The organism is Streptosporangium sp. NPDC004379, assembly GCF_042873875.1.
GTDB lineage: Bacteria > Actinomycetota > Actinomycetes > Streptosporangiales > Streptosporangiaceae > Streptosporangium.
Map to the genome: position 1 here is coordinate 233,706 of NZ_JBIAMC010000001.1, position 13,583 is coordinate 247,288.

Annotated in this window: 11 protein-coding genes; 2 read left to right on the forward strand and 9 right to left on the reverse strand. The window is 72.2% G+C overall.

Annotation, left to right across the window (positions count from 1 at the left end; genetic code table 11):
* Positions 1–103: 103 nt before the first annotated feature.
* The 9 genes from mihF to pyrR all read right to left on the reverse strand — a co-directional run bounded on the left by mihF (position 104) and on the right by pyrR (position 10,925).
* Positions 104–427: an integration host factor, actinobacterial type gene (gene mihF / locus ACFYSC_RS00905; RefSeq protein ID WP_012889515.1), complete on the reverse strand. Its 324-nt coding sequence runs from the start codon at positions 425–427 to the stop codon at positions 104–106.
* 186 nt (positions 428–613) lie between these two features.
* A complete protein-coding gene (pyrF, locus tag ACFYSC_RS00910) occupies positions 614–1,327 on the reverse strand; it encodes an orotidine-5'-phosphate decarboxylase (RefSeq protein WP_389954810.1) in 714 nt (237 codons plus the stop codon).
* A complete protein-coding gene (locus ACFYSC_RS00915) occupies positions 1,324–2,298 on the reverse strand; it encodes a dihydroorotate dehydrogenase (protein WP_362934565.1) in 975 nt (324 codons plus the stop codon). Before ACFYSC_RS00915 ends, pyrF begins: the two co-directional genes overlap by 4 nt.
* Entirely contained in the window at positions 2,288–3,139 is an 852-nt protein-coding gene (locus ACFYSC_RS00920) for a dihydroorotate dehydrogenase electron transfer subunit (protein ID WP_389954815.1), read from the reverse strand. The genes ACFYSC_RS00915 and ACFYSC_RS00920 overlap by 11 nt, the downstream gene beginning before the upstream one ends.
* Before the next feature lie 257 nt (positions 3,140–3,396).
* A complete protein-coding gene (gene carB, locus ACFYSC_RS00925) occupies positions 3,397–6,732 on the reverse strand; it encodes a carbamoyl-phosphate synthase large subunit (RefSeq protein ID WP_389954818.1) in 3,336 nt (1,111 codons plus the stop codon).
* Entirely contained in the window at positions 6,725–7,861 is a 1,137-nt protein-coding gene (gene carA / locus ACFYSC_RS00930; RefSeq protein ID WP_389954821.1) for a glutamine-hydrolyzing carbamoyl-phosphate synthase small subunit, read from the reverse strand. Before carA ends, carB begins: the two co-directional genes overlap by 8 nt.
* A 264-nt stretch (positions 7,862–8,125) precedes the next feature.
* Positions 8,126–9,430, reverse strand: coding sequence for a dihydroorotase (locus ACFYSC_RS00935; protein ID WP_362934556.1), 1,305 nt, complete (start codon positions 9,428–9,430; stop codon positions 8,126–8,128).
* Complete coding sequence (locus tag ACFYSC_RS00940) at positions 9,427–10,362, reverse strand: aspartate carbamoyltransferase catalytic subunit (protein WP_389954824.1); 936 nt, start codon at positions 10,360–10,362, stop codon at positions 9,427–9,429. The genes ACFYSC_RS00935 and ACFYSC_RS00940 overlap by 4 nt, the downstream gene beginning before the upstream one ends.
* Positions 10,359–10,925, reverse strand: a complete 567-nt coding sequence (gene pyrR, locus ACFYSC_RS00945; RefSeq protein WP_389954826.1) for a bifunctional pyr operon transcriptional regulator/uracil phosphoribosyltransferase PyrR — start codon at positions 10,923–10,925, stop codon at positions 10,359–10,361. The genes ACFYSC_RS00940 and pyrR overlap by 4 nt, the downstream gene beginning before the upstream one ends.
* A gap of 272 nt (positions 10,926–11,197) precedes the next feature.
* Between pyrR and ACFYSC_RS00950 the strand changes: the two genes are divergently transcribed.
* A complete protein-coding gene (locus tag ACFYSC_RS00950; protein WP_389954829.1) occupies positions 11,198–12,442 on the forward strand; it encodes an arginine deiminase in 1,245 nt (414 codons plus the stop codon).
* Between the two features lie 37 nt (positions 12,443–12,479).
* The gene (gene arcC, locus ACFYSC_RS00955) at positions 12,480–13,415 is read left to right on the forward strand and encodes a carbamate kinase (RefSeq protein ID WP_389954832.1); all 936 of its coding nucleotides are present in this window, start codon (positions 12,480–12,482) and stop codon (positions 13,413–13,415) included.
* The last annotated feature ends 168 nt before the right edge of the window (positions 13,416–13,583 follow it).

Sequence of the window (13,583 nt, forward strand, 5' to 3'; positions counted from 1 at the left end):
GAGGCAGGGCTGCCGCCCTGCCGCGTCGATCCGGCCACTCCAAACCCCCCGTGATGACATTTCCCGCCTGAGCGGGACGAACATGGTCCTGCGTGAACCGAGACTAGCTCTCGGCTCCGCCGAACTCACGCTCGAGTGAAGCCCGCTGGTTGGCACCCAGGCCCCGCACGCGGCGGGACTCTGCGATGCCGAGCCGCTCCATGAGCTGCTTGGCGCGGACCTTGCCCACGCCGGGGAGCGACTCCAGGAGGGCCGAGACCTTCATCTTGCCGATGACGTCGTCGGCCTGCCCGTCTTTGAGCACCTCAGCCAGAGAGATGGCACCGTGCTTGAGACGGTTCTTAACCTCGGCACGCTCTCGGCGGGCCTTGGCAGCCTTTTCTAGGGCTGCGGCGCGCTGCTCAGGGGTAAGGGGAGGAAGAGCCACGCCGGGTCACCTCGAATTTCCTGTCGATGTACTCGGACGGGAAGGGAAACTAGCTGGTCATGACGCTCCAAGCAACGTCAAGACCGGTTTCTCCCCCCAGAAAATCTACTTTGTCGCCCTGCGTGACGAGATTGTGACATGGTGTCGACGAAAGTACGGTCTACACGGCGTTTTCAGCGACGAAGATCACACCTGCCGTCCGCCCGTCACGACGCTCCTCCGGAGGGCCGCGGCGATGCCCGCGGCGGCCGCGCCGGGGTCGGCCGAACCGGTGATCGGGCGGCCGATCACGAGCAGGTCCGCCCCGTCGGCGAGCGCCCGCTCGGGCGTCGCCACCCGCGCCTGGTCCTGGCTCCCGGAGCCCGCGGGGCGCACACCGGGGGTGATCAGGGTGATGTCCGGCCCCACCTCGCCGCGCACCGCGGCGACCTCCTGCGGCGAGCAGACGAGCGCCTGGGCGCCCGCGCCGACGGCCATGGCCGCCAGACGGCGCACCGCGTCGCCGGACGGGCCCGCGAGGCCGATCCGCTCCAGGTCGGCCTCCGACAGTGACGTGAGCACCGTCACGGCCGCCACCTTCGTGTCTGGAAGGGCCTGTACGGCCTCTGAGATCATCGCGGGGCCGCCCCCGGCGTGGACGGTCAGGATGGCCGGTCTGAGCCGTCCTACGGCCCTGGCGGCGCCCGCGACGGTGTTGGGGATGTCGTGCAGCTTCAGGTCGAGGAAGATGTCGATGCCGCTCGCGCCGCGCACCGAGGCGATCACCTCGGGGCCGTAGCGGAGGTAGAGCTCCAGGCCGACCTTGATCGTGCTGACGTGGGGCGTCACCAGGGCCGCCCAGCGGGCCGCGGTCTCCAGGTCGGGCGCGTCCAGGGCGACGGCGATGGGTGCGGGCCTCACAGGGAACTCTCCTCCAGGTCTGTACGGTGCCGGGCCGATGAGCCCGGCGGGCGGTGGGCCAGCCCGACGGCGTCGGCGAGCCGGTTGAACCCCCGGGCCGCCAGCAGCTCCTCCAGCTCGCGCAGGATCCGCATGCAGGCGTAGGGGTCGTGGAACAGGGCCGTGCCCACGGCGACGACGCAGGCGCCCGCCAGGATGAGCTCGAAGGCGTCCCTGCCGGTCAGCACGCCGCCCATGCCGATGATGGGCACGCTGGGCAGCGCGGCGTGCACCTGCCACACGCAGCGTACGGCCAGCGGCCGCACGGCGGGGCCGGACAGCCCCCCGGTGACCGCGGCGAGCGCGGGCCGCATGGTCTCGGTGTCGATGCTCATGCCGAGCGGATTGTTGATCATCGAGAGCGCGTCGGCGCCGCCGTCCACGCACGCGCGGGCGACGCTGACGATGTCCGGCACGTCCGGGGAGAGCTTGGCCACGACGGGCACGTCGTAGCGCATCACCGAGCGCACCGAGGCGATCACCTCCGCCGAGGCGGCGCCGTCACGGGCGAAGACCCGGCCGCGGTCCTCGATGTTGGGGCACGACAGGTTGACCTCCACGGCGGTCACCCCGGGGGCGTCGGTGAGCCTGCGGGCCAGGGCGGTGTACTCGGCCACGGTGCCGCCGCCGACGGAGACGACCGTCCGCACGCTCCGCTGGGCCAGCCAGGGCAGCTCGCGCTCCAGGAAGACGTCCACGCCCGGCCCCTGGAGCCCGACGGAGTTCAGCATGCCCGAGGGCGTCTCTGCCATCCTGGGCGTCGGACGGCCCGCCCTGGGGGCCATCGTGATCGACCGCGTGGTGAGCGCGCCGATGCGGCCCAGGTCGAAGAACTGGGCCAGCTCGGCGCCCGACGCGGCGCACCCGGCGGCCGTGGTGATCGGGTTGACCAGTTCCACGTGCCCCAGGTACGTGCGCATGTCAACCGGCATGCCGCGATCCCCCACCGGGCGCTCCCAGCGCGTCGAACGGGATCGTTCCGACATCGTCGAAGCGGACGCGCTCACCCCGGAAGACCGGGCCCTCGACGCACGAGCGGACCATCCGGGTGACGCCGTCGTCCCCTATGACCGGCAGCACGCACGTCATGCACACGCCGGTCCCGCACGCCATCCGCTCCTCCACGGCCACCTGGACCGGGATGTCGAACTCGACCGCCACGGCGGTGACGCCGCGCAGCATGGCCATCGGGCCACAGGCGTAGACCGCGTCGGCCCGCACGTCGGCGATCACCCCGGGCAGCACGTCGGTGACCCTGCCGCGCATCCCCACCGAGCCGTCCTCGGTGGTCAGCGTGGTGGTCTCCCCCATCCGGCGGGCGCGCAGCGCGCCGAACACCCGGTCGGCGGAGGCCGCGCCGAGCACGAAGTCGACCCGGCAGCCGCGCCGCTGGAGCGCGTCGGCCAGCGGGAACAGCGCGGCCGAGCCGTGCTCCCCGCCGGCCAGGACGCAGCCCACCGGGTCGCGGGGCAGCGGGAAGGGGCGGCCGAGCGGCCCGACGAGGTCGAGTGTGTCGCGGGCCCGGCGCTCGGCCAGCCACTCGGTGCCCGGTCCGCGCACGGTGAAGACGAACTCCACGGTGCCGCCGTAGTCGGGCTTGACGTCGTGGACGAAGAAGGCACGGCGGGTCAGCGACGACGTCCGCGCGCCGCCGACCGCCACCGCCACGAAGTGACCGGGCCGGAAGCGCTCGGCGATGCCGGGCGCCACCACGGTCAGCGCATGGTAGGCGTCGACCCGGCGCGTCGTCAGCACCGTGCCGGTCACCTGCACCGGAGTAACAGGCGTCTTCCTCACCTCCGCCTGGGGCGTCCGCCCCGCAGATCCGCCGTGCCCGTGGTCTCCTTCGCCTCGCCCCCCGCCTACGTCCTCCCGGGTCTCATCCCCTCAGTCTGCAGTGCCCATGGTCGCGTTCGGCTCCTCGCTCACTCCGCGGACGGCTCATCCTTCGCCGGCCACTTCGCTCACTCGTCCCCTCAGCCGCCCGTCCACACGGTCGCGTTCGGCTCCTCGCTCACTCCGCGGACGGCTCATCCTTCGCCGGCCACTTCGCTCACTCGTCCCCTCAGCCGCTCCGCGTGCTCCTGGAGGGACCGTACCCCCACGTCGCCGCGTACGATCGCCTGGATGCCCTGCACGGCGGCGGCCAGGCCCTGGACGGTCGTGATGCACGGGATGCCCCGCAGCACGGCCGCGGTGCGGATCTCGTAGCCGTCCAGCCGCGGCCCGGACTGGCCGGGGCTGCCAAAGGGCGTGTTCACGATGAGATCCACCTCGCCGTCCAGGATCCGCCGGCCGATGGTCGGTTCACCGTCGGGGCCCGGCCCGTCACTCTGCTTGCGCACGATCTTGGCATGGACGCCGTTGCGGCGCAGCACTTCGGCGGTGCCCTCGCTGGCCAGGATCTCGAAGCCGAGATCGGCGAGCGCCTTCACCGGGAAGATCATGGCGCGCTTGTCCCGGTTCGCCACCGAGACGAACGCCCGTCCCTTGACCGGCAGCGAGCCGTAGGCGGCGGCCTGCGACTTGGCGTAGGCGATGCCGAAGAACTCGTCGATGCCCATCACCTCGCCGGTGGAGCGCATCTCCGGGCCCAGCACCGTGTCCACCGCGTCGTTCATGCTGCGGATGAACCGGTTGAACGGCAGCACCGCCTCCTTGACCGCGATGGGCGCGTCCAGCGGCAGGGTGCCGCCGTCGCCCTCGGCCGGGAGCATGCCCTCCGCGCGCAGTTCGGCGATCCCCGCCCCCATCATCACCCGGGCCGCCGCCTTGGCCAGCGGCACCGCGGTGGCCTTGGAGACGAACGGCACCGTACGGCTGGCGCGCGGGTTGGCCTCCAGCACGTACAGGATGTTCGCCGACATGGCGTACTGCACGTTGATCAGGCCGCGCACGCCCACGCCGCGGGCGATGGCCTCGGTGGCCGCGCGGATGCGCTTGATGTCGTGGCTGCCCAGCGTCATCGGCGGCAGCGAGCACGCCGAGTCGCCGGAGTGGATGCCGGCCTCCTCGATGTGCTCCATGACGCCGCCGAGGTAGAGCTCCTCGCCGTCGAACAGGGCGTCCACGTCGATCTCGACGGCCTCGTCGAGGAACTTGTCCACCAGCACCGGGTGGTCGCTGGCGGCCCCGGCCCGGGACATGTAGGTGACCAGGGTCTCGTCGTCGTAGACGATGGCCATGCCGGCGCCGCCGAGGACGTAGGAGGGCCGCACCAGCACCGGGTAGCCGATCTCGGCGGCGATCTCCAGGGCGTCCTGCTCGCCGGTCGCGGTGCCGTGCCGGGGCGCGGGCAGGCCCGCCTCGGCCAGGACGCGGCCGAACGCGCCGCGCTCCTCGGCGAGGTGGATCGACTCCGGCGAGGTGCCGACGATCGGGACGCCGGCGTCCTTGAGCGCCTGGGCCAGGCCCAGCGGGGTCTGGCCGCCGAGCTGGACGATGACGCCCGCGACCGTGCCGCTCTGCTGCTCGGCGTGGACGACCTCCAGGACGTCCTCCAGGGTGAGCGGCTCGAAGTAGAGCCGGTCGGAGGTGTCGTAGTCGGTGGAGACCGTCTCGGGGTTGCAGTTGACCATGACGGTCTCGTAGCCGGCCTTCGACAGCTCGAAGGAGGCGTGCACGCACGCGTAGTCGAACTCGATGCCCTGGCCGATGCGGTTGGGACCGGAGCCGAGGATGATGACCTTGGGCCGCTCGCCCGGCGGGACCTCGGTCTCCTCGTCGTAGGTGGAGTACAGGTAGGGCGTCCGCGCGGCGAACTCCGCGGCGCAGGTGTCCACCGTGTTGTAGACCGGCCGCACGCCGAGCGCGTGGCGCAGGTCGCGCACCCGCTCCTCGGTCATGTCGCACAGCTCGGCGATCTGCGCGTCGCTGAAGCCGTGCCGCTTGGCCAGGGTCAGCGCCTCGGCGTCGAGCCGCGGGGCCCGGCGCAGCCCGCCGGCGACCTCGTCGATCGCGAAGAGCTGGTCGAGGAACCACGGGTCCACCGAGGTGGCCCCGAACAGCTCCTCGGGCGTCGCCCCGGCGCGGATGGCCTGCTGCATGGCGCGCAGGCGGCCGTCGTGCGGGGTGCGGCAGGCGTCGAGCAGCGCGTCCTTGTCGCCGGGCTCCCCGGCCCAGGTGAAGACCGCGTCCTTCTTCTCCAGGGAGCGCAGCGCCTTCTGCAGGGCCTCGGGGAAGGACCGGCCGATGGCCATGGCCTCGCCGACCGACTTCATGTGGGTGGTCAGCGTCGCGTCGGCCCCGGGGAACTTGTCGAAGGCGAACCGCGGGACCTTGACCACGATGTAGTCGAGCGAGGGCTCGAACGACGCCGGGGTCTCCCGGGTGATGTCGTTGGGGATCTCGTCCAGGGTGTAGCCGATGGCGAGCTTGGCCGCGATCTTGGCGATCGGGAAGCCGGTGGCCTTCGAGGCCAGCGCGCTGGAGCGGGAGACCCGGGGGTTCATCTCGATGACGACCATGCGGCCGGTGGCCGGGTCGACCGCGAACTGGATGTTGCAGCCGCCGGTGTCCACGCCGACCTCGCGGATGACCGCGATGGCGACGTCGCGCATGTTCTGGTACTCGCGGTCGGTCAGGGTCAGCGCGGGGGCCACGGTGACGCTGTCGCCGGTGTGCACGCCCATCGGGTCGAGGTTCTCGATGGAGCAGACGATGACGACGTTGTCGGCCCGGTCGCGCATCACCTCCAGCTCGTACTCCTTCCAGCCGAGGATGGACTCCTCCAGGAGCACCTCGCTGGTCGGGGAGGCGTCGAGGCCGGCCCCGGCGATGCGGCGCAGGCCGTCCTCGTCGTGGGCGAAGCCGGAGCCGACGCCGCCCATGGTGAAGGAGGGGCGCACCACCAGCGGGTAGCCCAGCTCCGTGGCGGCGGCCAGGCACTCGTCCATGGTGTGGCAGACGACCGAGCGGGCCGACTCGGCGTTCAGGCCCCGCTCTGCGGCGACCTTGCCGACGATGGCCTTGAACATCTCGCGGTTCTCGCCCGCCTGGATGGCGTCCACGTCGGCGCCGATCAGCTCGACGCCGTACTCCTCCAGCACCCCGGCCTCGTGCAGCGCGATCGCGGTGTTGAGCGCGGTCTGGCCGCCGAGGGTGGGCAGGAGGGCGTCCGGCCGCTCCTTGGCGATGATCTTCTCGACGATCTCCGGGGTGATCGGCTCGACGTAGGTGGCGTCGGCGAACTCCGGGTCCGTCATGATCGTCGCCGGGTTGCTGTTGACGAGGATCACGCGGAAGCCCTCGGCGCGCAGCACGCGGCAGGCCTGGGTGCCGGAGTAGTCGAACTCGCAGGCCTGGCCGATCACGATCGGCCCGGAGCCGATCACCATGACCGACCGGATGTCCGTGCGCTTAGGCATCCTTATCCTCCGTCTTCATGGTCGCGTGCTGCTCCATCAGGTCGCAGAACCGGTCGAAGAGGCCCGCGGAGTCGTGCGGACCCGCCGCCGCCTCGGGGTGGTACTGGACGCTGAAGGCCGGCCGGTCCGTGAGCCGCAGCCCCTCGACGCAGTCGTCGTTGAGGTTGACGTGGCTGACCTCCGCCGGGCCGTACGGCGTGTCGAACGGCCCGTCCAGCGGCGCCTGTACGGCGAAGCCGTGGTTGTGCGCGGAGATCTCCACCTTGCCGGTGCTCCGGTCCTGGACCGGCTGGTTGACGCCGCGGTGGCCGTAGCGCAGCTTGTAGGTGCCCAGGCCCAGGGCCCGGCCGAAGATCTGGTTGCCGAAGCAGATGCCGAAGAACGGCCTGCCCGCGGCGAGGACGCCGCGCAGCGCCTCGACGGCGGCGTCGGCGGTGGCCGGGTCGCCGGGGCCGTTGGAGAAGAAGACCCCGTCGGGGTCGAGCGCGAGGATGTCCTCGGCGGTGCTGGCGGCGGGCAGGACGTGCACCTCGCAGCCGCGCTCGGCCAGCCGGTGCGGGGTCATCGCCTTGATCCCGAGGTCCACGGCCGCCACGGTGAAACGCTTGGCGCCGATCGCCGGCACCACGTACGGCTCGGCGGTGGAGACCTCCCGCGCCAGGTCGGCGCCCTCCATGCCGGGGCTGCGCCGTACGCGCTCCACCAGTTCCTCGACGGTGGCGAGGGCGTCGCCGGAGAAGATCCCGGCGCGCATGGCCCCGCGCTCGCGCAGGTGGCGGGTGAGGGCGCGGGTGCCGGGGATGGCGATGCCGACGACGCCCTGCTCCCGGAGGTAGTCGTCGAGGGAGCGGCGGGCGCGCCAGCTGGAGGAGACGCGGGCGGGCTCGCGGACGACGTAGCCGGCGACCCAGACCCGCGAGGACTCGGGGTCCTCGTCGTTGACGCCGGTGTTGCCGATGTGCGGCGCGGTCATCGCGACGATCTGACGGTGGTACGAGGGGTCGGTGAGCGTCTCCTGGTAGCCGGTCATCCCGGTGTTGAAGACCATCTCGCCGAAGGTCTCTCCCTCGGCGCCGTAGGGCGCCCCTTGGAAGACACGGCCGTCTTCCAGCACTAGCACTGCGGTCACTCGAAAACCCCGATCATATCGGTCACTGCTCCGCAAAGTATGAAATATCAGGCATGTTGGTGGAGGGTGCCTCCACGATGTGAGACGCGCCGTCCGTCCGGCCCCGCCCGCCCGTTCCCGGGCGCGGGCCGGCCGTCACGCGTCCGCGCACGCGTCGTCGGGTGCGCTTCCCCCCGGCGCTCCGCGCCTTCGCGGGCCGGGATCCGGCGGCCCCTCCCGCCCGCCGTACGGAGCGGACCGTACGGCGGGCGGCGGGGTGAGGCGTCAGACGAGCTTGCCGTCCAGGACGGTCGGCCTGCCGCGCAGGAAGGTCGCGACGACCCGGCCGGGCAGCGTCCTGCCCTCGTAGGGCGTGTTGCGGCTGCGCGAGGCGAAGCCCGAGGGGTCCACCTCCGCGCGCGCCGAGGCGTCGTACAGCGTGATGTTGGCCGGGGCGCCCGCCTCGACGGGACGGCCGTGACCGGCCAGGCGGCCGATCCTGGCCGGGGCGTACGACATGCGCTCGGCGACACCCGACCAGTCAAGCAGGCCGGTCTCCACCATGGCCTCGTGAACCACCGACAGCGCCGTCTCCAGTCCGATCATGCCCATCGCCGCGGCGGACCACTCGGTCTCCTTGTCCTCGACCGGGTGCGGCGCGTGGTCGGTGGCGACGCAGTCGATCGTGCCGTCGGCCAGCGCGAGGCGCAGCGCCTCGACGTCGGCGCGGGTGCGCAGCGGCGGGTTGACCTTGTAGATCGGGTTGTAGGCGCCGACCGGGGAGTCCTCGACAAGGTCGTCGGTCAGCAGCAGGTGGTGCGGGGTCACCTCGGCGGTGACGTCCCAGCCCTTGGACTTGGCCCATCGGATGATCTCCACCGAGCCGGCGGTGGAGACGTGGCAGACGTGCAGCCGGGAGCCGACGTGCGCGGCCAGCAGGCAGTCGCGGGCGATGACCGCCTCCTCGGCGACCGCGGGCCAGCCGGTCAGGCCGAGCCTGCCGGAGACCGCGCCCTCGTTCATCTGCGCGCCCGCGGTCAGCCGCGGCTCTTGGGCGTGCTGGGCGATCACTCCGTCGAACGCCTTGACGTACTCCAGGGCGCGGCGCATGAGCACCGCGTCGGAGACGCACTTGCCGTCGTCGGAGAAGACCCGCACCCGGGCCGCCGAGTCGGCCATCGCGCCGAGCTCGGCCAGCCGCTCGCCCTCCAGGCCGACGGTGACGGCGCCCACCGGGCGCACGTCGCAGTGGCCGGCCTCCTGGCCCAGCCGCCAGACCTGCTCGACGACGCCGGCGGTGTCGGCGACCGGGTCGGTGTTGGCCATGGCGTGGACGGCGGTGTAGCCGCCCAGGGCGGCGGCGCGGGTGCCGGTCTCGACGGTCTCGGCGTCCTCCCGGCCCGGCTCGCGCAGGTGGGTGTGCAGGTCGACGAGGCCGGGCAGGGCGATGAGGCCCCGGGCGTCGATCGTCTCGTCGCCGGTCAGCCCCTGGCCGACCTCCTCGACGACCCCGCCGCGGACGAGGATGTCGGCGGGCTCGCCGCCGAGGATCCGCGCTCCCTTGATCACTGTGCTTCGCTGCTCGCTCACTGTCGGATCTCTCCCCCGAGGTCGGCGCCGCCCAGCAGCAGGTACAGGACGGCCATGCGCGTGGTCACCCCGTTGGCGACCTGCTCGACGATCGTCGAGCGCGGTGAGTCGGCCACCTCGGCCGCGATCTCCATGCCCCGGTTCATCGGGCCGGGGTGCATCACGATGGCGTCGTCGTGCATCCTGGCGACGCGGTCGCGGTCGAGGCCGTAGCGGCGGCTGTACTCCCGCTCGGTGGGGAAGAACGCGGCGTTCATCCGCTCGCGCTGGACGCGCAGCATCATCACCACGTCCGATTTGGGCAGCACGGCGTCGAGGTCGTAGGAGACCTCGCAGGGCCAGGAGCCGACGCTCACCGGCAGCAGGGTCGGCGGGGCGACCAGGGTCACCTCGGCGCCGAGCGTGCTCAGCAGCAGGACGTTGGAGCGGGCCACCCGGCTGTGCAGCACGTCGCCGACGATGGTGACCTTCCTGCCGTCCAGCGGGCCCAGGCGGCGGCGCATGGTGAAGGCGTCGAGCAGCGCCTGGGTGGGGTGCTCGTGGGTGCCGTCGCCGGCGTTGACGACGCTGCCGCGGACCCAGCCGGCCAGGCGGTGCGGCGCGCCGGAGGCGCCGTGCCGGATGACGACGGCGTCGGCGCCCATCGCCTCCAGGGTCAGCGCGGTGTCCTTGAGGGACTCGCCCTTGGAGACGCTGGAGCCCTTGGCCGAGAAGTTGATCACGTCGGCCGACAGGCGCTTGGCCGCCGCCTCGAAGGAGATCCGGGTCCGGGTGGAGTCCTCGAAGAAGAGGTTGACCACCGTACGGCCGCGCAGCGTCGGCAGCTTCTTGATCGAGCGGTCCGAGATCTTGGCCAGCTCGTCGGCGGTGTCGAGGATGAGCAGGGCGTCGTCGCGGCTCAGGTCGGCCGCGGAGATGAGATGGCGCCTCACCGGTCGTCCCCCCTCAGCAGCAGGACGGCGTCGCGGCCGTCGTTCTCCTCCAGGTAGACCTTGACGATCTCGGACTTGGAGGTGGGGAGGTTCTTGCCCACGTAGTCGGCGCGGATCGGCAGCTCGCGGTGGCCGCGGTCGACCAGGGCGGCGAGCTGCACGGCCTGCGGGCGGCCCAGGTCGTTGAGCGCGTCGAGCGCGGAGCGGACCGTGCGGCCGGAGAAGAGGACGTCGTCGACGAGGACGACGACCCTGCCGTCGATGCCGTCGGCGGGCAGGTCGGTGCGGCCGAGGGCGCGGGCCGGGCGCAGCCGCAGGTCGTCGCGGTACATCGTGATGTCGAGCGACCCGACGGGCACCGGGCGGCCCTCGAAGCGGGCGATGTGGCCGGCCAGGCGGCGGGCCAGGTGGACACCCCGGGTGGGGATGCCGAGCAGGACGATGTCCTCGGCACCCTTGGTGCGTTCGAGGATCTCGTGGGAGATGCGGATCAGGGCGCGGTTGATGTCGGGTCCCTCGAGGACCGCCCGCGCGTCCTGGGCATGCGAAACGGCGTCAGCCAAAAGAACACCACCTTTCCCGCCTCACGGGACGGGTCTTAAAGGAAGTCGACGCCTCACGGTAGCAGGCGCGCCGTGATGCCTCCCAACCAGCCCCTTCGCGCCTCCGGCGTCGCCGGGCGGGGCGCGGGCCGTTCCGGCCTTCCGGCGGCGACCTGCGGGAAAAACTCCAAAAAGAGGGAAGAACCCGAAGAACCGGGAAAACCGGGAAAGCAGTGGATGAACCACCCCTGAAGCGCCCGATGCGCATCGAGGCAACACGGAGGACGAAAGACATGACCTTCCACGTCGGCTCCGAGGTGGGCAGGCTCCGCCGCGTCCTGCTGGACCGGCCCGAGCTGGCCCTGCGGCGCCTCACCCCCTCCAACAAGGAGGACTTCCTCTTCGACGAGGTGCTGTGGGTGGAGCGCGCGATGGAGGAGCACCGGCAGTTCGAGCGCATCCTGCGCGAGCGGGGCGTCGTCGTGCACCTGCTGGCCGACCTGCTGCGCGAGACGGTCGAGGTCCCCGAGGCGCGCAAATACGTCCTCGACAACGTCATCGACGAGCGCTACTTCGGGCCGATGGCCGTCGACGCGCTGCGCAACGCGCTGGACTCGATGGACGCGGCCGACCTGCAGCGCCACCTCGTCGGCGGCATCACCAAGCGCGAGCTGGTGGAGCGGGGCACCGACCCCAAGAGCCTGGCGTTCCACACGCGCGAGCCGGACGAGTTCGTCCTGCCGCCGCTGCCCAACCACCTGTTCACCCGCGACACCTCCTGCTGGATCTACGGCGGCGTCTCGATCAACGCGATGCGCCGCAAGGCCCGTCGCCGCGAGACCGTCAACTACCAGGCGATCTACCGCTACCACCCGATGTTCGCCTCCGGCTACGACCGGCCGGGCGAGGGCGGCTACGACGTCTGGATGCCCGGCATGTCGGCCGCGCCCGCCACCATCGAGGGCGGCGACGTCCTGGTCATCGGCCGGGGGGCGGTCCTGGTCGGGATGAGCGAGCGCACCAGGCCCGAGGCGGTGGAGATGCTCGCGCGCAGCCTGTTCGCCCGGGGCGGCGCCGAGCGGATCGTCGCGCTGCACCTGCCGAAGGCCAGGGCGTTCATGCACCTGGACACCGTCATGACGAATGTGGACGTCGGGGTGTTCACCAAGTTCGCCGGCCTGGGCATGCTGCCCTCCTACACGGTCGAGCCCGGCGACACCGAGAAGGAACTCAAGATCACCGACCACGCCCCCGAGGACATGCACCGGGCCATCGCCCGCGCCATAGGGCTGGACGACATCGAGATCCTCACGCCCACGCAGGACGTCCGCGCGGCCGAGCGGGAGCAGTGGGACGACGGCTGCAACACGCTGGCCGTCGAGCCGGGCGTGGTCATCGGCTACGAGCGCAACACCGTCACCAACGACCACCTGCGCGCGAACGGCATCGAGGTGATCACCACCCCGGGCGGCGAGCTCGGCCGGGGCCGGGGCGGCCCGCGCTGCATGAGCTGCCCCCTCGAACGCGACGGCGTCTGAGAAGGTCGCCGTGACGACCACCCCGGGAGGCTGAGCCGTGCGCATCCTGGTCGCCCTCGGAGGGAACGCCCTGCTGCGGCGCGGGCAGCGGCCCGACGCCGAGGCGCAGCGGGACAACGTCCTGACCGCCGCCGCGTCGCTGGCGAAGCTGGCCGTACGGCACGAGCTCATCGTGACCCACGGCAACGGCCCCCAGGTGGGCGTGCTGGCCCTGGAGAGCGCGCACGACCCCGAGCTGAGCCGGCCCTACCCGCTCGACACGATCGGCGCCGAGACGCAGGGCATGATCGGCTACTGGCTGCTGCAGGCGCTGCAGAACGCCCTGCCGGGGCGTCAGGTCGCCGCGCTGGTCAACCAGACGCTCGTCTCGGCCGTGGACCCCGCCTTCGACGACCCCGCCAAGTTCGTCGGCCAGGGCTACGAGAAGGAGGAGGCCGAGAAGCTGGCCGCCCGGTACGGCTGGACCGTCAAGCAGGACGGCGACCGCTGGCGGCGGGTCGTGCCCTCCCCCGTGCCGCAGCGGGTGGTGGAGACCCGGCTGATCCGCCGCCTGGTCCGCGACGGCGTCCTGACGATCTGCGCGGGCGGCGGCGGCATCCCGGTCATCCGCAACGAGGTCGGCCTGCTCCAGGGGATCGAGGCCGTCGTCGACAAGGACCTGACCGCCGCGCTGCTCGCCGAGGCGCTGGAGGCGGACGTGTTCATGTCGCTGACCGACGTGCCGGGGGTCGCCAGGAACTTCGGCACCCCGCGGCAGGAGGAGATCGCCCGCACCACGCCCCACGAGCTGCGCGCCGAGCACTTCCCGGCCGGTTCCATGGGGCCCAAGGTGGAGGCGGTCGCCCGGTTCGTCGAGACGACCGGCGACATGGCCGCCATCGGCAGGCTGGAGGACGCGGCGCGGATCCTTGAGGGCACGGCGGGCACCATCGTCACGCCCGGCGGCACCTGGCCGCCGGACGGCGTGCCGTGACCTCCGGGGCCTCCGGGGCCCGGCCGCGGGGCCCCGCCGTACGGCCCCGGGAGGCCGGGGACCCCGCCGTACGGCCCGGCGGCCTCCGGGACCCCTCCGTACGGCCCGGCGGCGTCCGGGGCGCCCGGCCGGGGTAATGCCCTCCGCGAGGGGCGGAGCAGGGCGCGG